This window comes from Streptomyces antibioticus, assembly GCF_002019855.1.
Classification (GTDB): Bacteria; Actinomycetota; Actinomycetes; order Streptomycetales; family Streptomycetaceae; genus Streptomyces; species Streptomyces antibioticus_B.
This window is the reverse complement of record NZ_CM007717.1, coordinates 8,310,660-8,334,184: the sequence shown is the minus strand read 5'-3', so window position 1 is coordinate 8,334,184 and position 23,525 is coordinate 8,310,660. Positions and strand designations below refer to the sequence as shown.

Below are 23,525 nucleotides of genomic sequence, written 5' to 3'. Positions count from 1 at the left end.
CGGCCCCCGGAAGGCAGCTCCGGGGGCCGCACGCGCGCCACGTGGTTCAGCGGTGCCGGAAGGCGGGTGTCCGCTTGTCCGCGAAGGCGGCCATGCCCTCCTTCTGGTCGGCCGTGGCGAACACGGCGTGGAACAGGCGCCGTTCGAAGCGGACGCCCTCGGCGAGGGTCGTCTCGAAGGCCCGGCCGACGGCCTCCTTCGCCATCATGGCCACCGGCAGGGACATGCCCGCCACCGTCTCGGCCACGGCGAGCGCCTCGCCGAGCAGGTCGTCCGCGGGCACCACGCGGGAGACCAGACCCGCGCGCTCCGCCTCCGCGGCGTCCATGGTGCGCCCGGTCAGGCACAGCTCCATGGCCTTGGCCTTGCCCACCGCCCGGGTCAGCCGCTGGGAGCCGCCGAAGCCGGGGATCACCCCGAGCTTGATCTCCGGCTGGCCGAAGACGGCGGTGTCGGCGGCGAGCAGGATGTCGCACAGCATGGCCAGCTCGCAGCCCCCGCCGAGGGCGTATCCGGCGACGGCCGCGACGGTCGGGGTCCGGAGCTGTCCGAGCCGGTCCCAGGCGGTGAACCAGTCGGCGAGGTACATGTCCATGTACCCCTGCGGCTGCATCTCCTTGATGTCGGCGCCGGCCGCGAACGCCTTGGCCGACCCGGTGATGACGATGCATCCGCAGTCCGGGTCCCGGTCGAGCGCCTCGGTCGCGGCGACGACCTCGTTCATCACCCGGAGGTTCAGCGCGTTGAGCGCCTTCGGCCTGTTGAGGGTGAGCAGGGCGGTGCGGCCCTTACGTTCGACCAGGACGGTTTCGTAGCCGTCGGTCATGTGCTCGGTGGTCATGTGCTCGGTGGTCATGTGGTGTCTCCGCTCCGGTCCCTGATGGTGCGTACGATGCCGGAGAAGTCCTCCGTGTCGCCGACGCGTTCGGCGTAGTCGGCGTACAACTCGGAAGCACGCAGGCCGAGTTCCGCGTGCACACCGCCCTCGCGCAGCGCGTTGGTCGCGAGGCCCAGGTCCTTGGCCATCAGCGAGGCGGCGAACCCGGGGCGGTACTCGCGGTTGGCGGGGCTCGTCGGCACCGGCCCGGGGACGGGACAGTTGACGCTGAGTGCCCAGCACTGCCCGGACGCCGTGGAGGCCACGTCGTACAGCGCCTGATGCGACAGCCCGAGGCTCTCGGCCAGGACGAACGCCTCGCTGACGGCGATCATGGAGATGCCGAGGATCATGTTGTTGCAGATCTTGGCGGCCTGTCCGGCGCCCGCGCCGCCGCAGTGCACGGCCTTCTTGCCCATGGCCTCCAGCAGAGGGCGTGCCTCGGCGAACTCGTCCTCGCCCCCGCCCGCCATGAAGGTCAGCGTGGCGGCCTCGGCCCCGATCACCCCGCCGGACACCGGCGCGTCCAGGGCGCGCATGCCCGCGGCGACGGCCCGCTCATGAGCGGTGCGCGCGTCGGCGACGTCGATGGTGGAGCAGTCGACGAAGAGGGTGCCGGGGCGGGCGGCGGCCAGGATGTCGTCGTAAAGGCCCAGGACGTGGCGTCCGGCGGGCAGCATGCTGATGACCACGTCGGCTGCGGCCACGGCCCCGGTCACGGATGCCGCGGGCTCGACGCCGGACGCGGCGGCGGCCTCCACGGCCGCGGGGACCAGGTCGTGGCCGAGCACACGGTGGCCGGCCTTGGCCAGGTTGGCGGCCATCGGGCCGCCCATGTGGCCGAGTCCGACGAACGCGACAGTGCGGCTCACCAGACCACCTCCTCGGGGGTGTCGGACAGGGCGGCGAGGCCGAGTTCGCGCTCGCCGAGGGGTGCGAAGAAGCGCTCGACGTCCGCGGCGGTGACCTCGGCGAGGGTCGCCGGCGACCAGCGGGGGTCGCGGTCCTTGTCGATGACCTGGGCGCGGATGCCCTCCACCAGGTCGGGGGCGCGCAGACAGGCGCGGGAGACGCGGTACTCCTGGTCGAGGACCCGCTCCAGCGGGCCGAGCCGACGGGCCCGGCACACGGCGGCCAGGGTGACCTTGAGCGCGGTCGGGGACTTGGCGAGGAGGGTCTCAGCGGTGTCCTTGGCGGCCGGGCCGCCCTGGGCGAGGAGGCGCCGGACGATCTCCTCGACGGTGTCGGCGGCGAAGCAGGCGTCGATCCAGTCCCTGCGGGCCGCCAGTTCTCCCGGCGGCGGCTCCTGGACGTGACGCCGGAGGGCGTCGCGCACCGTCAGCTCGGCGAGGTCCTCGACGAAGGACCGCAGCGATTCCGAGGGCATGTGGTGGTCGGCGAGCCCGCACAGCAGGGCGTCCGCGGCGCCGATCGCCGTACCCGTCAGGGCGAGGTGCGTGCCCAGTTCGCCGGGGGCGAGGGCGAGCAGGTAGGTGCCGCCGACGTCGGGTACGAAGCCGATGCCGGTCTCGGGCATGGCGATCCGGGACCGTTCGGTGACGACGCGGACGCTGCCGTGCGCGGAGATGCCGACGCCGCCGCCCATGACGATGCCGTCCATGACGGCGACGTACGGCTTGGGGTAGCGGGCGATCCGGGCGTTGAGCGCGTATTCGTCGCGCCAGAAGGCCGCCGAGGCGCTGCCGTCGCCGTCGCGGGCGTCGTCGTGGATGGCGCGGATGTCGCCTCCGGCGCACAGACCGCGCTCCCCCGCGCCCGTGACGACGACGGTCTCGACGGCCGGGTCGTCCTCCCACTCGGTGAGCGCCTCGCCGATGCGGAGCACCATCTCGCGGGTGAGGGAGTTCAGGGCCTTGGGGCGGTTGAGGGTGATGTGGGCGGCGTGGCCGCTCCGGTGGAACAGGACGTCGTTCATCCGAACGCCTCCGTCAGACCGCGGGCCACGATGACGCGCATGATCTCGTTGGTTCCTTCCAGGATCTGATGGACCCTCAGGTCGCGGACGATCTTCTCGATGCCGTACTCGTTGAGGTAGCCGTAGCCGCCGTGGAGCTGGAGCGCCCGGTCGGCGACCGAGAAGCCGGTGTCGGTGGCGAAGCGCTTGGCCATCGCGCACAGGTACGGCGCCTGCGGATCGCCCCGGTCGAGGGCGTGGGCGGCCTGCCGCACGAGGGCGCGGGCGGCGGCCAGTTCCGTGGCCATGTCGGCGAGACGGAAGCGCAACGCCGCCGAGTCCAGCAGCCGCCCGCCGAACGCCTCCCGGTCGGCGAGGTGGGCGAGGCTGCGGTCGAGGGCGCTGCGGGCGCCGCCCAGGGAGCAGGCGGCGATGCCGAGCCGTCCGCCGTTCAGGCCGTTCATCGCGATGCGGAAGCCTTCGCCCTCGCGGCCGAGGAGCCGGTCGGCGGGCAGGCGGACTCCATCCAGGATCACCTGGCGGGTGGGCTGGGCGTTCCAGCCCATCTTCCGCTCGTTCGGCCCGAAGGAGAGGCCGGCGTCGTCCTTGTCGACGATGAAGGCGGACACCCCGTCGGCGCCCGCACCGCCGGTGCGGGCCATGACGAGGTACGTCTGGGCGGCCCCGGCGCCGGAGATGAACTGCTTCGCGCCGTTCAGCACCCAGCCGTCGCCGTCCCGGAAGGCCCGCGTGGTGAGGGCGGCCGCGTCCGAGCCGGCGCCCGGCTCGGTCAGGCAGTAGGCGGCGAGATCCTCCATGGCGCACAGGCGCGGCAGCCGACGCTCGCGCTGGCCGGCGTCGCCGTAGCGGTCGATCATCCAGGCGACCATGTTGTGGATGGAGAGGTAGCCCGCGATGGAGGGGCAGCCGGAGGCGAGGGTCTCGAACACGAGGACGCCGTCGGATCGGGTGAGGCCGCTGCCCCCGGACTCCTCGCGGACGTAGACGCCGCCGAGGCCGAGGCCGGCCGCCTTGCGCAGCACGTCCACGGGGAAGTGTTTGTCGCGGTCCCAGTCCAGGGCGTACGGGGCGAGATGGTCCTGGGCGAAGTCGAGCGTGGTCTCCACGAGGGCCTGCTGGTCCTCGGTGAGCAGGGTGCCGGTCATGTCGCTCATCCCATCGTGGGGATCGTGAAGCTCGCGCCTTCCCTCAGGCCGGCGGGCCAGCGCGAAGTGACCGTCTTCGTACGGGTGTAGAAGCGGATGGCGTCCGGGCCGTGCTGGTTGAGGTCGCCGAAGCCGGATCGCTTCCACCCGCCGAAGGTGTGGTAGGCGACCGGAACCGGGATGGGCACGTTGACGCCGACCATGCCGGTGTTCACCCGCCGGGTGAAGTCGCGGGCGGTGTCGCCGTCCCGGGTGAAGATCGCGACGCCGTTGCCGTAGGGGTGTTCGCTGGGCAGCCGCAGGGCCTGCTCGTAGTCGGCGGCGCGTACGACCGACAGCACGGGTCCGAAGATCTCCTCCCGGTAGACGCGCATGTCCGGGGTGACCCGGTCGAAGAGGGAGGCGCCGGCGAAGAAGCCGTTCTCATGGCCTGCCAGGACGAAGTCGCGGCCGTCCACCACGAGTTCGGCGCCCTCCTCGACACCGAGGTCGACGTAGGAGCGGACCCGTTCGACGGCCTCCGGGCCGACCAGGGGGCCGAAGTCCGCCGCCGGGTCGTCGCTGCGGCCGATGCGGAGGGTGCCGATGCGCTCCTTCAGCCGGGCCACGAGCGCGTCGGCCGTCTCCTCGCCAACCGGGACGGCCACGGAGATCGCCATGCAGCGCTCCCCCGCCGAGCCGTATCCCGCGCCGATCAGCGCGTCCACGGCCTGGTCGAGGTCGGCGTCCGGCATCACGATCATGTGGTTCTTGGCGCCGCCGAAGCACTGGGCGCGCTTGCCGTGGGCTGCGGCGGTCGCGTAGACGTGCGCGGCGACGGGCGTGGAACCGACGAAGCCGAGGGCGGCCACCCGGGGGTCGTCGAGGAGGGTGTCGACGGCCTCCCGTCCGCCGTTGACGACGTTGAGGACACCGGGCGGCAGCCCCGCCTCCAGGAAGAGTTCGGCGAGCCTGAGCGGGACCGACGGATCGCGTTCGGACGGCTTGAGGACGAAGGCGTTGCCGCAGGCGAGCGCGGGCGCCGCCTTCCACAGGGGGATCATCGCGGGGAAGTTGAACGGCGTGATCCCGGCGACGACCCCGAGGGGAGCGCGCAGCGAGTGGACGTCGATGCCGGTGCCGGCGTTGTCGGTGAACTCGCCCTTGAGCAGATGCGGGATTCCGGCGGCGAACTCCACGACCTCCAGGCCGCGTTGGAGGTCGCCGTGGGCGTCGGCGACCGTCTTGCCGTGCTCGGACGACAGCAGCCGGGCGAGCGGGTCCCTTTCCTGCTCGACGAGCTGGAGGAACCGCAGGAGCACGCGGGCGCGGCGCTGCGGGTTCCACTCGCCCCATTCCCGCTGGGCGTTGACGGCGTCGGCGATCGCCGCTTCCGTCTCGGCGCGGCTCGCCAGCGGCACCAGCGCCTGGACCTCCCCGGTGTTGGGGTCGTACACCTCCCCGTAGGACCCCGAGGTGCCCGGGGTGTGCTTGCCGCCGACGAAGTGCGTCAACTCGCGCACGGAGGCGCGTTCGTGCTCTCGGACCATGACTGCCTGCTCTCGTCAGGAGGGATCCGGGGATGGCGCGGCAGGCCGCCGCATGCCGACGTGGTGGCGGGCGGGTGCGGGGGCTGCGCGAGATCGCGTATGGCGTACGGGCCGTCAGGTCCTGACGGTGACGTGCGGGAGCGGGCCGGGCAGGGGCAGTGGGGCCCTGCCGGGGTCGGGTGCGCGCACCGGTGCCATGCGTGTCAGCTCCATCCTCGTGGACAACACGGAACGTCCCGCGGCCGGTATCCTGACTCCCGGATCAGCGCGCGCCGTCCGCCTTCCCGACGTCCTTCTCGTCAGTGGCGTACCGCTCGACGGCGTACTTCCCGGTCACAGTGGCGGGACCGCGCCGGAATCGCACCGGCTTCCCTGCACCGCGGGCCTTGTACGCGCGACTATATAGTTGGACATCCTAGTAAATCCAGTGCGGCGAGCCCCTCCACGAGAACGTGGCTGGTCAGCCGGGTTCGGATTCCGCCGTCCGGGGGTCGGCGAAGCGCACCGGGGCGCGGAAGCGGGCCTTGCGGGCGGCCCTGCGGAAGGTGGTCAGCACCGCGGGGCCCGCCAGCAGGACGCACACGAAGTTGGTGACCGCCCGGCCGGTGTCCCAGCCGAGGGACGTGGCGAGGTCGAAGGCGATGTAGCGCTGCCACTGCTCGGTGAAGGGGAGGCCGGGCAGATAGGCGACGGAGCTGCCGGGGTCCACAGAGAAGGGCCAGAAGGAGAGGTTGAGCAGGAAGCCGAAGAGATAGCCGGAGAGGGAGCCGTAGACGGCCAGCATCAGCACCTCGCGCCGGCCGCTCGCCCGGGGGAGGAATCCGACGAGCATCCCGACGAACGCGCACCCGAACATCTGGTACGGCATCCACGGCCCGACGCCACCGGTGATGAGCGCCGAGGCGAACAGCGAGGTGCAGCCGAGGGTGAAGCCGAAGCCGGGTCCGTAGACGCGGCCGGCGAGGACCAGGACGAAGAAGACGGTCTCGACGCCGGCCGTGCCGGCTCCCAGGGGGCGCAGGGCGGCGTTCACCGCGGACAGGACGCCCAGCATGGCCAGGGCCTTGGAGTCGATGCCGCCCTCGGCGATCTCCGACAGCACCACGCACAGGACGAGCACCAGGAGCACACCGAAGATGACGGGCGGCGCGTAGTTCGAGCCGAACTTGCCGGGTGCGACGACGAACGGCCAGAAGAAGGCGACGACGCCGAGGAACGCCGCCATCGTCATGACGACGGCGACCCGTGGGGTCAGCCGGATGGCGGCGGTCCTCACGGTCGGGCCGCCTTCACCTGGTCGACGGTCAGATACGGCAGCGGTGCGAGGATCTTCGCCGTCTGGGGTGCGAACACCGGTGAGGCCACGATGACGTCCGTAGTCGGGCCGTCCGCCACGACGTCCCCCTCGGCCATGACGATCACGCGGTCGGCGGCGCGGGCGGCGAACTCGACGTCGTGGGTGGAGACGACGACCGATCCGCCGTCCGCCGCGAGGGTGTCCACGATCTTGATGAGCGCCGTCTTGGCGCGGTAGTCCAGGCCGCGGGTCGGCTCGTCCAGGAGGACGATCCGGGGCGCGGCGGAGAGCTGGATGGCGAGGACGAGGGCGAGTTTCTGTCCTTCCGACAGGTCGCGGGGGTGCGTCGCGTCGTCGATGCCGGGCGCGATGCGGTCCAGGACGTCACGTGCTCCGACCGTGGTGCCCGACTCGGCGTCCGCCTGGTCGAGTTCCTGCTTGACGCTCTCCAGGTAGAGCAGGTCGGCGGGCGTCTGCGGGACCAGGCCGACCAGTCGGCGGGCGCGTGCGGCGGGCACGTCGTGCGGGTCGGGTCCGCCGGCGACCTTCACCGTTCCGGCGCGGCGCGGTCCTGAGCCTTGCAGCGCCCAGAGGAGGGAGGACTTTCCGGAACCGTTGCGGCCCATGAGCGCGGTCACCTCACCGGAGCGCAGCTCCAGGTCGACCTCGCGTACGGCGGGCACGCCGCGGTAGGCGACGGTGATGCCGCGGGCCGTCAGCAGCCGGGCGGGCTCCCCCGCGGGCGCCGGGCGGACCGGGTCCGGGGTGCGGCCGGCGAGTTCGGTCCGCAGGGGTGCGGCGGCGCGGCGGGCGTCGCGGACGGACAGGGGCAGCGGCGACCAGCCCGCGGCACGGCCCAGTTCGACGATCGGCGGCGCGATGGCCGACGTCCGCAGGATGTCGGCGGGCGGGCCGATGCGGGCGCGGCCGTCGCCGGGGAGGTGGATGACGCGGTCGGCGTACTGGACGACGCGTTCGAGGCGGTGCTCGGCCATCAGGACGGTGACGCCGAGGTCGTGGACGAGGCGGGTGACGGCGGCGAGGACCTCCTCGGCGGCCGTCGGGTCGAGGGCGGAGGTGGGTTCGTCGAGGACGAGCACGCGGGGGTGGGCGGTGAGGACGGATCCGATGGCGACGCGCTGCTGCTGGCCGCCGGAGAGTTCGTGCAGGGCGCGGTGGCGCAGGTCGGCGAGACCGAGCAGGTCGAGGGTCTCCTCGACACGTTTGCGCATGGTTCCCGGCGGGATCGCCAACTGCTCCATGGCGTAGGCGAGTTCCTCCTCGACGGTGTCGGTGACGAAGCCGTCGATCGGGTCCTGCCCCACCACGCCCACGACATCGGCGAGTTCGCGCGGCGGGTGGTGGGCGGTGTCACGGCCGTCGACCGTGACCCGGCCGTACAGCGTTCCGCCGGTGAAGTGCGGGACGAGTCCGTTGACCGCGCCGAGCAGCGTCGACTTGCCGACGCCCGTGTGCCCGACGACGAGGCAGAGTTCGCCCTCCTCCACGGTGAAGTCGACGTCGCGCAGGGCGGGTTCGGGCGCGTCCTCGTAGTGCACGGTGACCTGGTCGAAGGTGATCACGGGGCGTCGGCTCTCCGGGTGGGGCTGGGCGGGGGCGCGAGGAATCCGGCGGTGCCGGCGAGCAGGATCGCGGCGGTCGGCACGAGGGGCAGTCGGGGCCAGGTGAGCGGGTAGAAGGTGGGGTTGAGCTGGGCGGGGTCGTAGCCGAGGTGGGTGAGGAGCAGGACGGCGGCCAGGACGCCGCTGCCCGCCACGGCCCACTCGGGCAGGCGCCAGGGGTCGGGACGGTAGGCGGTGCGGGTGACGCGTCGGCCACCGAGACGCAGGCCCGCCACGCACAGCAGCGCGCCGAGGCCCAGGGCGGGCAGGCCGAGGAAGGCGGGCGCGGTGGCGTCCAGCAGCCCGTAGGCGCCGGCGCACAGGCCGCACATGCCGAGCAGCATGAGCGCGCCGGTGATCCGGCGGGAGCGGGGGGTGGCGCGGCCCGCGCGGCCGTAGCCGCGGGAGTCCATGGCGGCGGCGAGGCGCAGCGAGCGTTCCAGGGCGTCCTCCAGGACGGGGACGGCGATGCCGCGCAGGGCCCGCGCGCCCCGGGTCCTGCCTGCCCTCAACTTCCGGGCGCGCAGCACGCGTTGCACGCTCTGCACAAGCTGTGGGGCCACACTGAGGGCGACGGTGACGGCGACGCCGAGTTCGTACAGGGCGCCGGGCAGGACGCGCAGGGCCCGTTTGGGGTTGGCGAGGGTGTTGGCGGCGCCGATGCAGCACAGCATGCAGGCCAGCCGCAGTCCGTCGGTCGCCGCCGACAGCAGCGCTTCCAGCGAGACCGGCCCGCCGATCCGGATGCCCGCGTACCAGTCGGGGGTGGGGAGGTGCGGGAGGGAGAACAGGAAGTGGTCGCGGGGTGTGATGCCGGTGGCGAACACGGCACGGAACACCACCCTGATCGCCACGACGGTCAGGGCCAGGTACAGGTAGTACTTGAAGCCGCGCGCCCAGGGTGCCTCGGTACGGCGGGCGGTGACGACGTAGCCGAGGACCGCGAGGACGAGGAACAGCAGCAGCGGGTTGTTCGTGCGGCTGACGGCGGTGGCGAGGGCCAGCGCCCACACCCACCAGGCCATCGGATGCAGGAGGCGCGGCAGCCGTCGCCCGCCCGCGTCCGGCGCCGGGCGGGGGCCGGACATCGGCGCCTCCACGGTCGTACGGGCCACCGCGGTCACTCGGTACGGCGACGCCGGCGGGCCGCGTAGGCCGCGGCGGCGCCGATCAGCGCGACGAGGGCGGCGCCGGTGACGACCGGGGTGATCGACCCGGCGTCGTGCCGCGCGTCGGCGGCGGGCGCGGCGTCCACGACGCCGGGGCCGGGACGAGGCGCGGCCACCGCGGGTGAGGACGTCGACGGGGCGGCGGACGGGCTCGGTGTCGGTGAAGGGGTGGCGCTGGGCCCGGTCTTCTTCGGCTTCTTCTCCGGTGCGGCGGTCGTCGGCGTGCTGGTCCGCGGCTGCGGGGCGGGGCCGGTGTCGACGCCGGGCGGCGGCGGGGGCGCTTTGGCGGTGGAGGCGGGCTTGGCGGTGTCGCCCTGCGGGCGGGTGTTGTGGGCGCGCAGTTGGTCGGGGGTGACCGTGGGGCGGCCCCGGGTGCCCTCGATGTCGGTGCCGCCGAAGATCCACAGGTCGACGCTGCCGGGCTTGGGCCGGTAGAGCATGGCGCCGAGCTGGCTGTAGCTCCAGTCCCGGGCGCCCGGGTCGGCGTGCCAGTACGACCAGTAGGCGGAGGCGGGCGGGGTGAGGACGCAGTCGTCCTGGGCGGGGGTCGGGTACTGCTTGCCGCCCCGGTGCCCGCTGTAGCCGATGCGGCAGATGAAGGCGGGGCCGTCGTGTCCGGTGCCGGTGGTGCGCCAGCCGCCCTGGTTGAGCAGCTCGTAGCCGGTGGTGGGGGTGGTGCCGCAGGAGCGGTAGACCGGGCCGCCCCAGTGGCTGAAGTCGACGGCGAGCACGACCCCGGAGGTGGTGGTGCACCGGCCCATGGGCTGCGGGTCGGCCTCGGCGGGGCCGGCCGTCGCGCCGAGGGCGGCGGCCGTCAGCCCGAGCGCCGCCGCGGCCCGCGGGAGTCGTACGGTCATCGTCCGGCTCCGCTCTCCGCGCGCCGGCGGGCGACGACCGCCGTGCGCCAGCCCGCGCCCACCAGCAGAAGGGCGATCGCGGCCAGGAGGCCGGCCCGGACGCCGGTGGAGGCCAGGGCCCCGCCGCCTCCGCCGCCAGCCACGGAGGACCCCTCGGTGTCGCCGCCGGGCGTGACGATCTGCGGGACCGTACCGCTCGGGCTCGGCGTGGGCTGCGGTGAGGTGCCGGCCAGGCTGCGTTCGAGCGTGCCGAAGCTGATGCCGGTCGCGCCGCCGACCGCCTGGGTGGAGGCGCGCAGGTCGGAGCCGTCCTGGCCTTCCTTCGCGACCCGGAAACCGCCGTCGCCGTTCTGCTGCGAGGCGAGGAACGTGCGGGCGTCGGCGATCTCGTCGGCGTACTTCTCCGCGTCCAGGGACAGGCCCTGCACCGCGAGCGCGGCCGAGTTGACGGAGTTGCCCGCGGCTCCCGGGAAGCCGCCGTCGGGCAGTTGCCGGGACGCGATCCACGCGAGCGCCTTGCCGACGGCCCGCTCCGCCTCGTCGCCGCCGACCAGGTCGAGGGCCATGGCCGCGATGGCGGTGGAGTCGACGTCGGAGTCGTTGGTGGCGGGGATCAGGCTGGGCCAGGCGCCGCTGTCCTGCTGGAGGCTCTCCAGATACGCGATCGGCTCCTGCGCCTTCTCACCGGCGCGCACCTGCGCGATCACCGCCAGGGACTGGGCGAACACCGACGGGGCGTAGGTGTAGGCGCCCTTGGCGGCGCAGGAGCGGTCGGGGGCGGTGCTGGGCTTCCCGCAGACGGCCTTGTCGAGGGCGGCGATGAGGTCGTGCCCGGCGAAGTCGCGCGGATCACGGCCTACGGCCTCGGCGAGCAGGGCCGTCTTGCCGAGGGAGCCGCCGGCGGCGTAGGGCGTGCCGATGCCGGTCCAGTCGCCGACGGTGCGGCCCTCGCCGTCCTTGCCCTCGTGGTCGAGGAAGTCGACGATGCCGCGCAGTTTGGCGTTGTTCAGGCCGGTGGCGGCGAGCGCGAAGGCGCCGTCGACGGTGAGGCCGAAGTCGGCGCGGGCCGTGCCCGGTCCGGCGGTGTAGTACCGGCCCTGCTTGAGGTTGGCGGCGCTGGTGAGGTAGGCGACGCCCTTCTTCAGGTCGGGGCCGTCGTACGGTGCGGGCGTGCCCGGGGTCGTCGGGGAGCCGGAGGGGGTCGCGGGCCCGGAGGAGGGCGAGGCGGTCGGCTCCGCGCCCTTGGCGGTCAGGGCGACGAGGCTGGTGCCGGCGCCGGCGAGGACGGCGGGCGGGGTCGGGTAGAGGGCCGGGTCGGTGGCCTCCTCCTCGAACCCGAAGCCGCCGCCGTCGAGTTGCTGCCGCGCCAGCCAGCCGACGGCCGCGTCCGCGCGGGCGGTGTCACCGAGCGCGCGCAGGCCCTGGGCGGCGTAGGCGGTCGCGTAGACGCTGCCGACGGTGGAGCCGGTGTATCCGGTGAAGGCGCCGTCCTCGCGCTGGTTCTTCGTCAGGTAGGTCCGGGCCTTGGTGACGGCGTCGTCGTGGCCGCCCGCTTGGCGCAGCACGAGCGCGACGAGTCCGGTGGTGGCGGGGTCGCCGTCGCAGTACTCGCCGGGGCGGATGAGGATGCTGGTGATCCCGCCGTCGGTGCACTGGAGTTGGGTGAGGCGGTCGACGGCGGCGGCGGGCGGGGTGACTCCGGCGCGCAGCAGGGCGAGGACGGACAGCGCCTGCCCGTCGGCGTAGCCGGCGCCCGGGAAGTCGCCCTTGGCGGTGCAGCCGGGGGTCGGTTCGCCTGATTCCGGGCCCGCCGGGCACACGCTGTCGGCCAGGTCGCCCACCAGGTCGCGGCCTCCGAAGGCGTGCGGATCGGCCTCGGTGATCTCGGCGAGCAGGGCGAGGCGGGAGGCGGCGATCGCGTCGGGGGCCCGGCCGGCGCCGCCGGGGTAGGCGTAGTCGTCGGTGTGGGCGGCGAGGAACGCGCTGATCCTGCCGAGGGCTTGGCTCTTGCCCTCGGTGGCGGCGAGCGCGTAGGCGACCTCGGTGGTGAGCAGGTAGTTCGGTGCCTCGGCGCCGTCGTCGACGACGCGTTCGCCGTCGGTGAGACGGCCCTTGAGCCAGGTCGCGGCGGCGGTCAGGTCGACCTCTCCGGGGGCGCCGGTGGGGGTGGTGGAGGGGCTGCCGCTCGGGCCCGGGGTGCCGGTGCCGGCGGCGCGGACGTCGTCGGGGGTGAACGTGGGCCGGCCGGTGCTGCCGCCCACGTCCGTGCCGCCGTACACCCAGGCGTCGACGTCGCCGTCCTTGACCTTGCGGTCCATGGCGCCGTACTGGCTGTAGCTCCAGTCGGCCTGACCGGGCGAGGCGACCCAGTAGGACCAGTAGGCGGTGGCGGGCGGTGTCAGGACGCAGGACTCCTCGTCCGGAGTGGGGTACTGCGTGCCGGAGCCGCGGCCGATGCGGCAGATGAAGCCGGGCCCGTCGTGCTGGGTTCCGGCGGTGGTGAAGCCGCCGTCGTGGAGCAGGTCGTAGCCGGTGGTCGGGGTGGTGTCGCAGCCGCGTTCCACCGTGCCGCCGAACGGGCCGAAGTCCACGGCGACGATCGCGCCCTCGGTGGCGGTGCAGTCGCCGATCGGATCGGCCGCCGCCGTCGGGGCCAGGGTGAGAAACGTCATGCAGGCGGCCGCCCATGCCGCCAGGGCGGTCACAAGTGCCGTCCAGGGCACGGGTCTTGTGCCCGTGCGTCTGATTCCGCGCTCTCCGGTCCCCACAGCGGCCCCCTCGTGCCCTGTCCGGCGCGGGACGCGTACGTGGCCGGGAACCTTCGTGGCCTGGGGAGTTGAGGTTCCCCGCCCGCGAGAGGGTCGCACCACGCCGTAGTCCGCGACGGCGTTCGTAGCTCGGATCACGCGCCAGGCATTCCGGCTCGCCCGGCGTGTGGGCCGGGCCTACGGTTGCGGGTCAGCGCCGGACTTCGACCGGCTTCCCCTGGAACTGCGTGCGTGACAGGCGGATTTGAGCATGGTTCACAGGGAGCGTCAAGACGGTCCACCGAGGGCACCCGAGGTGTTCCCGGTCCCTCTGGCGAGCCGCGGGCGGGTCGGGTACCGTCCCGCACTGCCGAGTGGGGGAACCCGGTGGGAGTCCGGGGCTGACGCGCAGCGGTGTGGGACGGCCGGGAGCCGTCCCGAGCCCGAATGCCCAGGCGGCGAAGCATTTCTGGCACCCCGTCCACGCGTTGCGGACGGCGTCCGGCCCGCCGCTCCCACGGCACCGCGTGTGCGGCACCGGGACCGGGCACGGTCGGCGTCCCTCACCTCAGGAGCAGGCCGATGCCCCGTCCTCTTGTCCTTCGTCGTTCCGTCCTCACCGCCGCGGCGGCACTCGGTGCCTACGCCCTGACCACCCTGCCGGCGGCGGCGACCGCCACCCCGGCGCAGATCGCCACCTCGAAGACCAACGGTGTCGCCTACCTCAAGTCCCTTCAGGCGGCCGACGGTTCGTACGCCGGGGCGGGGCTGTCCAACGAGTGGGCGTTCAGCGCGTTCGCCGCCGCCGGTACCGCGGCCGTCGACGTCACACCGGGCGGTGACGCCTCCAAGAACGCCAGAACCGTGTATCGCACTCTGCTGTCCACCGGCGGATGGCCGTCCGCCTCCCCCGTGGTGACCGACTACGAACGCGCCACGCTCAACGCCTTCGCCGCCGGCATCGACCCGGCCCGCGTCTCCGCCTCCCGCAACCTGATCGCCGACACCTACGGTTACTGGCAGACCGCCGAGCCGGGCTACTTCGGCCCGTCGGCCAACTTCAACGGCACGGTCTTCGCCGCCCTCGCCCTGAACGGCGCCAGGACCCAGTCCGGCCAGGTCCGTGTCCCGCAGGCCCTGCGCAACGCGATCGTCACCCGGATCCGGGCCAACCAGCACAACGACGGCGGCTGGAACTACGGCAAGGCCGAGGGCAACCCCACGCAGCTCGCCGCGGCGAGCGACATCGACATGACCGGGGCCGCGATGGCCGCCCTGTGCGTCTCCGGCGTGCCGAACACCGACACGGACGTCGTGCAGGCCAAGGCGTTCCTCAAGAGCAAGCTGATCGCCAACAGCGGTGCCTTCAACGCCATGTTCGGTGTCAACACCGACTCCAACGGCTGGGCCGTCTCCGGGCTGAACGCCTGCGGCATCAACCCGCAGACCGGTGACTTCCTCACCTCCATGGGCAAGACACCGGTGGACTTCCTGATCGCCCAGCAGTTCAACCCGGGCGGCGGCTTCAAGTACCTGCCCAGCGACACCGGTCCGTCGGCGTACGCCTCCATCGACGGCCTGCGGGCCGTGGCCGGCGGCGGGTTCACCTCCGCCCCGCCCGTCCCGGTGACCTCCGGGGCTCCCCAGTGGGTCGGCCAGACGTCGTTCACCTCCGGTACGGCGACGAAGGTGGCGCTCACCGTGGACGACGGGGCGGGCGGGCTGAAGGTGTGCTCCGTCGCGTTCACCCCGACCGGATCGACCACGACACTGGGTGCCGTCCTCGACGCCGCCGTCGGCGCGGCCACCCCGTCCGGCTGCGTGACCTCGGTGACTCCGTCCTCCGGCACCGGCACGATCACCGCGCTCAACGGCAAGGCCAACAGCGGCTCCAGCACCTGGAAGGTCGGCATCGACGGCTCGGCCTTCGCCACCGCCACCCGGGGCACCACGGTGGGCGTCGGCGACACGATCGCCGTGCGCTGGGGCGTCTGACGGCGCCGGAACGGTCGTAGGGTCGCGGCATGCGCATCGTCTCCCTGCTGCCTGCCGCGACCGACATCGTCGCCGAACTCGGCCTGTCCGCCCGGCTCGTCGGCCGCACCCACGAATGCGACTGGCCGCCGCGGGAGGTCGCGTCCGTCCCCGTCGTCACCGGCGCCGACCTCGACCAGGACCGGCTCACCAGCCGGGAGATCTCCGACGCGGTCGGCGGATCGGCGCACTCCGGATCCTCGCTCTACACCCTGGACACCGAGGCACTGGCCTCCCTGCGTCCCGATGTCGTCCTCACCCAGGACCTGTGCGACGTGTGCGCCGTCTCCTACGAGAAGGTCAGCCGGACGGTCCGCCTTCTCGACGCCGACACCCGTGTGCTGAGCCTGGAGCCGCGCAGGCTGGACGACGTACTGGACTGTCTGGTCACGGTCGGGACGCTGCTCGGCGTGCGGGAACGCGCCGAGCGGCGCCGGGCCGGGCTGGCCGAGCGTCTCGCGCGAGTCCGCGCGTCGGTTGCGGACCGTACCCGCCCCCGGGTGGTGGCGATCGAATGGCTCGACCCGCTGTGGCCCGCCGGACACTGGGTGCCCGAGCAGATCACGGCGGCCGGCGGCACACCGCTCCTGGCCGCGCCCGGCGAACACACGAAGCCCATGACGTGGGAGGCGGTACGCGCCGCCCGCCCGGACGTGCTGCTCGTCCTGCCCTGCGGATTCCCACCCGAACGGACCCTGCGTGAGCGGGAGTTGCTCACCGGCCTGCCCGGGTGGGAGGACCTGCCGGCCGTGCGCGGCGATCGCGTGTGGGTCCTGGACGGCCCGTCCTACTTCAACCGTCCAGGACCCCGCATGGTGCGCGGGGCGGAGGCGCTGGCGCACGTCCTGCACGGCGTGCGGACCGGAGCACCGGTCACCCCGGCCGAGGCACGCCGTCTGTGAGACGGACCGGTCAGAACGCCGTCCAGGTGAACGCCACCTTGTCGCCCGCCTTCAGTTTGAACTGGCAGCCGCCGACCGGGGTGGACGTGCCGTTGACGGAGATGTTCCAGTACGCGACCCCGCCACCGCCGACGTTCTTGATCGTGTCGACCGAGTAGTCGTCGAACGAGGCGTACCAGGTGCCGTCCCAGGTGAAGTGCCGCTTGCGGGCGGCGTCGTCGAGGGCCGCCGTCGGGGTGGGCACGGCGGTGGGCTGGGCGCCGCCGTTGGTCCCGTCGCATCTGTGGGTGCCACCGGTCGCCGTGGTCACGTCGTGCCCCTTGGTCCTGATCTTCCCCTTGAACAGCAGGCCGTCCGGCCCCTGCACGGTCAGGGTCACCTTGACCGGGGCGTTCGTGTTCGGGGTGTGGTGCGCGTGGGCGACGGCGGGCGCGGAGGTGAGGGCGAGGCCGAGGGCGGCGGTGGTGATCAGGCCGCGTCGTACGGATGTGCGCTGCAAGGCTGAGCCTTCCTGGAACGGGCCCGCGGCCCGTCACCGAAGGAACCGGCCGGCCGTGCCGTCGGCGCACGCGGGAGCGTCGCGCCGGCTCGGGGCCAGGGCTCTCGGCTTCGCGCTGCAAACCATGACAGTGGGAAGCGGTACGCATGGCACGCCCTGGGCATCCCGACTCGCGGCCGCTCGGGCCGCTCACGGTTGCAGGTCAGCGCCGGATTCCCACCGGCTTCCCCCAGTCGCGCGCCTGTGAAGTTGTCGGATGCCGCATCCACGCCGTTCGAGAGACCGATGCCGGCCTGGCGTGAAGTCCTCGCATTCTAGGGCGAGTTACCTGAGACGGGGTTGCCTTTCGCGCAACTCACGTGCGTCCGCCCTCAGTCCAGCGAGAAGCCGGGTCCGCCGGGTGCCGAGTCGATCAGCATGCGGGTGTAGGGGGCTGTCGGCGTGTCGAAGATCTCCCGGGCGCTGCCGGACTCGACCACCTCGCCGTGCAGCAGCACGAGGACGGAATCGCTGATGCTCCGGACGACGGCCAGGTCGTGGGAGACGAAGATCAGCGTCAGGCCGATCGAGCGTTTCAGGTCCGCCAGGAGGTTCAGGACCTCCGCCTGGGTGGAGAGGTCGAGCGCCGAGGTGATCTCGTCCGCGACGATGAGCGAGGGTTCCACGGCGAGCGCCCTGGCGATGGCGATGCGCTGGCGCTGCCCGCCGGAGAACTCGCTCGGACGGCGGTCCAGAGAGGAGCCGTCGATCCGGACCAGTTCCAGCAGTTCGAGGATCCGCCGCCGGTGCCTCGACACCCGGGCGCGCCGGGGATCGAGGGCCTCGGCGATGGTCTCGCCGACGGTCCGCCGGGGATCGAGGGACGAGTACGGGTCCTGGGGGATGTACTGGATCTCCCGGCGCAGGCGTGCGCGGTCTCTGCTGCCGGCCCGCAGGCAGTCTCTTCCGTCGAAATGGATGCTGCCGCTCGTGGGCCGGTGGACGCCGACGAGGGTCTTGGCCAGCGTCGACTTGCCCGAACCGGACTCGCCCACCAGTCCGACGGTCTCGCCGGCGGCCACGGCGAGGCCGACGCCCTTGAGGATGTGTCTCCTGGGCGTGCCCAAGTGGACGTCGAGCGCGTCGACTTCGAGGAGGCGAGGGCGTCCGTCCACGGATGCTCCGGTGTTCACGTCTCGGTCCTCTCCTGGCTGACGGTGATGAACGCCGGTGTCGCGTCCAGCAGTTGACGGGTGTAGGGGTGGGAGACGTCTCCGGCCCTCAGGTCCGCGGCCCGGAGTTCCTCCACGATCCGTCCGTCGTGCATGACGAGAACCCGGTCGCACAACGCGGTGACCACGGCGATGTCGTGCGAGATGAACAGCATCGCTGTGCGGCTCTCCCGGTTGATGCGCCTGAACTGCCTGAGCACCTGCGCCTGGACGGTGACGTCGAGGGCGGTGGTCGGCTCGTCCGCGATGACGATCTTCGGGTCGGTGAGCATCGCCGTCGCGATGGTGGCCCGCTGGAGCATCCCGCCGGACAGCTCGTGCGGGTGCTGCCGCATCCGCCGGTCCGCGTCCCGTACCTGGATGCCGGTGAGGGCGGTGACGACCGTCCGTTCGGCGTCGCGCCGTTTGCGCCCGAGGTGGACGCGGGCGGTCTCGGTGAGCTGGAGCCCCATCCGGAGCGCGGGGTTGAAGGTCGTACCGGGGTCCTGGTAGATCAGCCCGATCTCGGCCGCCAGGCGTCGCGCGGGCGGTTCGCCGAGGAGGTCGAGGTCGTCCAGGCGCAGGGTGGTGGCGTGGACGGACAGGTTCTCGGGGAGGAGGCGGGCGATCGCCATGGCCGTGGTGGACTTGCCCGAGCCCGATTCGCCGACCAGGCCGAGTACTTCGCCGGGGGCGATCGCGAGCGAGACGCCGTCCACGAGCACTCTGCCGTCGGGGGTGGTGACCGAGAGACCGTCGACCTCCACCAGCGCGTCCGGGTGGGCCGGGCCCCGGGCCGCGCTCCGGGACGGGTGCGGGCGTCGGCGCGGGGTGGACGACGGGTGGAGACGTGCTCCGAGTCCGTCCCCGATGAGCATGGAGGTGATGCCCGCGTACACCAGAAGGATCGAGGGGGCGACGGCTCCCCACGGCTGGACGTAGATCGTCGCGAGCGCCTCGTTGAGGACCCGGCCGTAGTCGAACTGCGGGCTCTGCACGCCCAGTCCGAGGAACGACAGGCTCGAGATCTCCAGCAGGGTCAGGGCGAAGCTGGAGGTGACGACCATCAGCAGCGCGCCCACGATGTTGGGCAGGACGTGCCGGCTGAAGATCGCCGGCCGGCGGACGTCGAGCAGTCGTGCGGTGACGACGAAGTCCTTGGTGAGCACCGACGCGCTCAGGGTGGAGCTGAGCCGGGCGAAGCCCGGGATGCCGGCGACGCCGATCGCGACGACCGCGGACCAGGTTCCGGGGCCGAGGACGGCGGCGATGACGAGGGCGAGGATGAACGGCGGGAAGGCGACGAAGGCGTCGACGCAGCGCAGTACGGCCTCCTTCGCGCCCGAGGGCAGCAGGACGGCCGCCCCGCCGACAAGCACTCCGGAGACGACGGACAGGGCGGTCGCGGAGACCGCCATGATCAGGGTCAGCCGTGTGGCGACGAGAGCGCGCGCGAGGATGTCCCTGCCGAACTGGTCGGTGCCGAACCAGTGCTGGGAGGAAGGGGGTTGGCGCACCTGGTCCGTGAGCGAGGTCGCGGCGTCCGTGAGGAGGAGCGGCGCGGCTACGGCGACGAGCACGAGAACCGCGGCCATGGCGATGCCCACCACGAGCGCGACGGGGCGGCGGCGGGCGTCAGACATGACGGTCTCCCAGCGTGCGGGGATCGAGCAGGGCGAGGACCGTGTCGATGAGCAGGTTGACGAGGATGGCGATGAGTCCCAGGACGAGGACGATCCCCTGCACCACCGGATAGTCCTTGTAGATGATGGCCTGGACGATCTCCTGTCCGATGCCGGGGTAGTTGAAGACGCTCTCGATCACGACCGCGGCGCCGATCATGCCCGAGATGATCAGTCCGCAGAGGGTCAGCGTGCTGGTGAGCAGGTTGGGCAGGGCGTGGACGGTGTAGAGCCTGACGGCCTTGAGCCGTCGGCCGCGGGCCGTGCGCATGAAGTCCTGGGTGATGACGTTCTGGGTCTCCTGGCGGACGACCCGGGCGACGGCGAAGACCGGTCCGAGGGCGAGGGACAGCACGGGCAGGATCGCGCTCGACGGTTCCATGGCGCCGCCGGGCGGCAGCAGGTCGAGCCAGATCGACATGATCACGATGAGCAGGGTGCCCGTGACGTAGCCGGGCACGGAGGCCATGAAGCCCGCGATCGCTCCGAAGGCGAGACCGAGCCGGGGGCGGCGGCCGCCGCGGGTGAGGACGCCGACGGTCATGCCGAGCGGGAGGCCGGCCATGAGGACGACGACGATGGCCAGGGCGGTGAGCGTCACGGTGTAGGGCAGTTTGGTGGCGATGGTCTCCGACACCGAGGTGCCGTACCGGTAGGAGACGCCGAGGTCGAGGTGGAAGAGGCCGCCGACGTAGTCGGCGAGCCGGGCCGGCAGGGGCTCGTCCAGGCCGAACCTGTCGCGCAGCGCGGCGACGGCTTCCGGGGTCGCCCGGGTGCCCAGCACGGCTCGGGCCGGGTCACCGGGAAGCAGCGGCACGATCAGGAAGGTGACCAGCACCAGGAAGGCGAAGGACAGGACGAAACCGAGACCGCGCCGTAGGGCGAACGCGCGCCGACCGGTGGCCGGGCGGCCTCGTGGCGGGGTGTCGATCGACACCGGGATCATGGTGCTCAAGGTGAGGTCTCCAGGGGCGTGCCCGGGCCGGACGGGCGGTCCGGCCCGGGGCGGGTGCGGGGTCAGCCGGTGATGCGGAAGATGTGGTCGTCCAGCGAGCCGCCGAGCATGTAGACCTTGAAGCCCTCGCGCTGCGCGTAGATGTACTGCTCGGTGACGAGCGGTACGGCGTCGGCCCGCTCGATGAGCGCGTCGGTGGCCTTGTTGTAGAGGGCGCACCGGGATGTCTCGTCCGTGTCGGCGCGTGCCTGGTCGAAGGCGTCCGAGGTGACGGGGTTGTGCACGCCGCCGAGGTTGGGGCCGCCTTCGAGGACGTCGGGTCCGAGGAAGAGCGGCAGGGTGTTGGCGAGCGAGCCGAGGAAGTTGAGATCGGGGAAGATCGTCAGGTCCCAGGTGTTCGGCTGGCTGAACGCCTTGGAGACCCAGGTTCCGATGTCGACGTTGTCGAGTTCGACCTCGGCGCCCGCCTTGCGCAGGACTTCCTGGAGGTAGACGTTGCCGGCGCCGCCGGATCCGATGACCTGCGCGCCCAGGATCCTGATCTTCACGCCGTCCAGCGCGCGGGCCGCGGCCTCGGGGTCCTGGCCGATCAGGGAGTCGTTCGTCTTCGGGACACAGGTGTTGCCGGGGTTGGCGAGGGTCACACCGAGTGCTCCCGTGCCGTCGAGCGCCGACTGGTTGAGCGCCTTGCGGTCGACGGCCCGGGCGACGGCGGCCCGCTTGGTGCGGTCGGCGAAGGGGCTGCCCTTGCGTTCGTTGAACACCAGGAAGAAGGTGCCGAAGGGGTAGCTCGTCAGCGTGACGTCCGGTGAGCCGTCGAAGCGGGTCCGGGAGTCCGGCATGATCCGGGCGAGGTCGAGATCGCCGGACATGACCATGTTGGCCGTGGCGGAGGGGTCCGGGGCGACCAGGTACTCGACGGTCTTCGGGGGCGTTCCGTCGAGCTTCGTCCTCCACTTCGGCCACGTCGTGTAGTCGTCGCGCAGGGTGTAGACGTAGCGGACGCCCTTCTCGAAGCTCGTCAGGGTGTAGGGGCCCGACGCGGAGCCGTCGACCGGACCGCCGGCCAGGGCCTTGTCGTCGGCGAGGCCCTTCGGGCAGACGATCCCGGTGGCGGCGACGCTGAACGCCTGGGCGAGTTCGGCCCACGGCGCGTCGGTCTCGACCACGACGGTCGACGTGCCTTCGGCGGTGGCGGTCGGTCTGGTGCCGCCGAAGATGGCGGCCAGGGTGGACGCCTCGCCGTTCTTGACGAAGGAGTTGATCGAGTCCGACACGATCCGTGCGGTGATGGCCGTGCCGTCGGCGCAGGTGGCGCCCTCGCGGAGCGTGAAGTCGACCCGGGTCGGCGTGGCCTTCCAGGTGTCGGCGAGTCCGGGGACCAGGCCGCCGTCGTCCCTGCGCACCAGGGTGTCGTAGCTCAGCCGGGCGAGCTGGAAGTCCGGGAGCGCGAGCGCCTTGCGCGGATCCATCGAGTTGGGCGCGTCGATGGTCACGGTGGCGGTCGTGTCGCCGGCGGCTTCCTGGCCTCCCGCCGTACAGGAGCTGAGGAGGGTGAGCGTGGCCACCGCGGCCAGGGCGGTGAGCGGACGTCTGGTGGGCGAACGTCTCATGGACATGCCTTTCGTGGTGCCGGTGTCGGTGCAGGCGTCAGAGGGAGGCGATGTCGACGCGGGGCAGGTGCCGTTCGGCGGCGAATCCCGCCGCCAGCACCTCGTTCTCGGCGAAGCGGCGGCCGACGATCTGGATGCCGTTGGGCAGGGCGAGGCCGGGCAGGCTGAAGAGGTTGACCCAGGGGACGCAGCGCATCCTGTCCAGCAGCGCGACGGACGCCTCGCGTCCGATGTGGTGGTCGAAGTCGAGAGGCGGTGCGGGCATCCCGGCGACGGGGGCGATGACGAGGGGGTGGTCCTCCATCGCCGCGAGCAGGGTGTCCTGAAGGGCCCGGCGCTCGCGCCACGCCGCGAGGTAGGCGCTGACGTCGGAGCCGGTCTCGTACGCGCCGAACATCTCCTCGATGTGGACGCGCCCGCTGTCGATGACCTGGTCCCCGATGACGGGGAGGTAGTCGCGGATGAGTTCGGTGCCGATGATCTGTGCCCATACGTCGGGGGCGCGGCTCAGGTCCGGGAGCACCTGCTCCTCGACCACGTATCCCTCGGCGGTGAGGATCTCGGCGACATGGTCGAGGGACCGCTCGATCACCGGGTCCAGAACGGCACCCGTCTCGTGCCGGAGGACGGCGACCCGTCCGGGTTCCCGCGCCGGCCGCGAGCCGGCCGGCACGCTGGCGGGGTCCCGCTCGTGGTGGCCCTGGATCACGTCGTAGGTGATCTGGATGTCCCGCACGCTGCGCGCCAACGGTCCGATCTCGCACATGACTTCGTGGGAGATCCCGTCCTCCGGCACGTGGTTCGGGTTGAACTCCGCCACCCGGCCGGCTCCCGGTCGGAAGCCGTAGACGCCGCAGAAGGACGCCGGGACGCGGATCGAACCGCCCAGGTCTCCGCCGATGCCGACCGTCGCGAAGCCCGCCGCGACGTTGGCTGCGTCGCCGCCGGAGGAGCCGCCGGCCGTACGCGTGCGGTCGCGTGGGTTGACCGTGGTGCCGTACAGACCGCTGACGGTGTTCCAGCGGATGCAGAGGTCGGGGATCGCGGCGTGGCCGAGGATCAGGGCGCCCGCGTCGCGCAGGCGCCGCACGGTCAGCTCGTCCGTGTCCTGGACGTTGTCCTTGTTGACGGGCAGGCCGTCCGTCCTGCGGAGCCCGGCCACCGAGTAGGAGTCCTTGACGGAGAAGGGGACGCCGTCCAGGGGCCCGGCGATCGTCCGTCCGTGGGCGGCGTCGGCGGCGTCGGCCTCGGCGAGGACCTCGTCGGAGCGCAGCTCGACGAAGCCGTTGATGGCTCCGTTGTGGGCCTCGATGCGCTCCAGGTGGCGTGCGACCACCTCGCGGCGCGTGAGGGCGCCCGTGGCGACGGCGTCCTGGATCTCGGAGATGGTGGCGCTCTCTGTGGCTAGCACTCGTGCCTCTTCTCGCTGGTCAGCGCGGCCTGATGGCGGCCGCCACTCTGTTAACCAACG

At 72.5% G+C, this 23,525-nt stretch carries 18 protein-coding genes and 3 riboswitches; of the genes, 2 read left to right on the top strand and 16 right to left on the bottom strand.

Going from position 1 to position 23,525, the window contains the following annotated elements; genetic code table 11:
* Positions 1-46: 46 nt before the first annotated feature.
* The 10 genes from AFM16_RS37460 to AFM16_RS37415 all read right to left on the bottom strand — a co-directional run bounded on the left by AFM16_RS37460 (position 47) and on the right by AFM16_RS37415 (position 13,200).
* Positions 47-826: an enoyl-CoA hydratase gene (locus tag AFM16_RS37460; protein WP_107419355.1), complete on the bottom strand. Its 780-nt coding sequence runs from the start codon at positions 824-826 to the stop codon at positions 47-49.
* A gap of 26 nt (positions 827-852) precedes the next feature.
* Positions 853-1,749: a 3-hydroxyisobutyrate dehydrogenase gene (gene mmsB, locus AFM16_RS37455; protein ID WP_245177915.1), complete on the bottom strand. Its 897-nt coding sequence runs from the start codon at positions 1,747-1,749 to the stop codon at positions 853-855.
* The gene (locus AFM16_RS37450; protein ID WP_245177914.1) at positions 1,746-2,813 is read right to left on the bottom strand and encodes an enoyl-CoA hydratase/isomerase family protein; all 1,068 of its coding nucleotides are present in this window, start codon (positions 2,811-2,813) and stop codon (positions 1,746-1,748) included. The genes mmsB and AFM16_RS37450 overlap by 4 nt, the downstream gene beginning before the upstream one ends.
* Positions 2,810-3,958, bottom strand: a complete 1,149-nt coding sequence (locus tag AFM16_RS37445) for an acyl-CoA dehydrogenase family protein (RefSeq protein WP_078636679.1) — start codon at positions 3,956-3,958, stop codon at positions 2,810-2,812. Before AFM16_RS37445 ends, AFM16_RS37450 begins: the two co-directional genes overlap by 4 nt.
* Positions 3,959-3,963: 5 nt before the next feature.
* Positions 3,964-5,487, bottom strand: coding sequence for a CoA-acylating methylmalonate-semialdehyde dehydrogenase (locus tag AFM16_RS37440; protein ID WP_078636678.1), 1,524 nt, complete (start codon positions 5,485-5,487; stop codon positions 3,964-3,966).
* A 223-nt stretch (positions 5,488-5,710) separates the two neighbouring features.
* A riboswitch (cobalamin riboswitch) is annotated at positions 5,711-5,884 on the bottom strand.
* A gap of 63 nt (positions 5,885-5,947) precedes the next feature.
* Positions 5,948-6,718 carry an ECF transporter S component gene (locus AFM16_RS37435; RefSeq protein ID WP_078637246.1) on the bottom strand — a complete coding sequence of 257 codons (771 nt, stop codon included), beginning with the start codon at positions 6,716-6,718 and terminating at the stop codon, positions 5,948-5,950.
* 41 nt (positions 6,719-6,759) lie between these two features.
* Positions 6,760-8,367 (bottom strand): ABC transporter ATP-binding protein, encoded by a 1,608-nt coding sequence (locus AFM16_RS37430; RefSeq protein ID WP_078636677.1) that lies wholly within the window; start codon positions 8,365-8,367, stop codon positions 6,760-6,762.
* The gene (locus AFM16_RS37425) at positions 8,364-9,494 is read right to left on the bottom strand and encodes an energy-coupling factor transporter transmembrane component T (protein WP_107419229.1); all 1,131 of its coding nucleotides are present in this window, start codon (positions 9,492-9,494) and stop codon (positions 8,364-8,366) included. The genes AFM16_RS37430 and AFM16_RS37425 overlap by 4 nt, the downstream gene beginning before the upstream one ends.
* Positions 9,495-9,526: 32 nt before the next feature.
* Positions 9,527-10,432, bottom strand: coding sequence for a hypothetical protein (locus AFM16_RS37420; RefSeq protein ID WP_078636676.1), 906 nt, complete (start codon positions 10,430-10,432; stop codon positions 9,527-9,529).
* The gene (locus tag AFM16_RS37415) at positions 10,429-13,200 is read right to left on the bottom strand and encodes a prenyltransferase/squalene oxidase repeat-containing protein (protein ID WP_078636675.1); all 2,772 of its coding nucleotides are present in this window, start codon (positions 13,198-13,200) and stop codon (positions 10,429-10,431) included. The genes AFM16_RS37420 and AFM16_RS37415 overlap by 4 nt, the downstream gene beginning before the upstream one ends.
* Positions 13,201-13,557: 357 nt before the next feature.
* Positions 13,558-13,631: riboswitch (cobalamin riboswitch) on the top strand.
* Between the two features lie 130 nt (positions 13,632-13,761).
* Here AFM16_RS37415 and AFM16_RS37410 point away from each other — a divergent pair.
* Complete coding sequence (locus AFM16_RS37410; RefSeq protein WP_078636674.1) at positions 13,762-15,174, top strand: prenyltransferase/squalene oxidase repeat-containing protein; 1,413 nt, start codon at positions 13,762-13,764, stop codon at positions 15,172-15,174.
* A gap of 29 nt (positions 15,175-15,203) precedes the next feature.
* On the top strand, positions 15,204-16,115 hold the full coding sequence (locus tag AFM16_RS37405; RefSeq protein ID WP_078636673.1) for a cobalamin-binding protein: 912 nt from the start codon (positions 15,204-15,206) through the stop codon (positions 16,113-16,115).
* 10 nt (positions 16,116-16,125) lie between these two features.
* On the opposite strand, the gene AFM16_RS37400 is transcribed toward AFM16_RS37405, so the two are convergent.
* The 6 genes from AFM16_RS37400 to AFM16_RS37375 form a co-directional block, all read right to left on the bottom strand.
* Complete coding sequence (locus AFM16_RS37400) at positions 16,126-16,614, bottom strand: DUF4430 domain-containing protein (RefSeq protein ID WP_078636672.1); 489 nt, start codon at positions 16,612-16,614, stop codon at positions 16,126-16,128.
* 158 nt (positions 16,615-16,772) lie between these two features.
* Positions 16,773-16,844: riboswitch (cobalamin riboswitch) on the bottom strand.
* 141 nt (positions 16,845-16,985) lie between these two features.
* Entirely contained in the window at positions 16,986-17,786 is an 801-nt protein-coding gene (locus tag AFM16_RS37395; RefSeq protein WP_078636671.1) for an ABC transporter ATP-binding protein, read from the bottom strand.
* On the bottom strand, positions 17,783-19,447 hold the full coding sequence (locus tag AFM16_RS37390) for a dipeptide/oligopeptide/nickel ABC transporter permease/ATP-binding protein (protein WP_078636670.1): 1,665 nt from the start codon (positions 19,445-19,447) through the stop codon (positions 17,783-17,785). The genes AFM16_RS37395 and AFM16_RS37390 overlap by 4 nt, the downstream gene beginning before the upstream one ends.
* Positions 19,440-20,432: an ABC transporter permease gene (locus AFM16_RS37385; protein ID WP_078636669.1), complete on the bottom strand. Its 993-nt coding sequence runs from the start codon at positions 20,430-20,432 to the stop codon at positions 19,440-19,442. Before AFM16_RS37385 ends, AFM16_RS37390 begins: the two co-directional genes overlap by 8 nt.
* A gap of 71 nt (positions 20,433-20,503) precedes the next feature.
* The gene (locus AFM16_RS37380; RefSeq protein WP_078637245.1) at positions 20,504-22,054 is read right to left on the bottom strand and encodes an ABC transporter substrate-binding protein; all 1,551 of its coding nucleotides are present in this window, start codon (positions 22,052-22,054) and stop codon (positions 20,504-20,506) included.
* 37 nt (positions 22,055-22,091) lie between these two features.
* Positions 22,092-23,465: an amidase gene (locus AFM16_RS37375; RefSeq protein ID WP_167797333.1), complete on the bottom strand. Its 1,374-nt coding sequence runs from the start codon at positions 23,463-23,465 to the stop codon at positions 22,092-22,094.
* Positions 23,466-23,525: the final 60 nt, after the last annotated feature.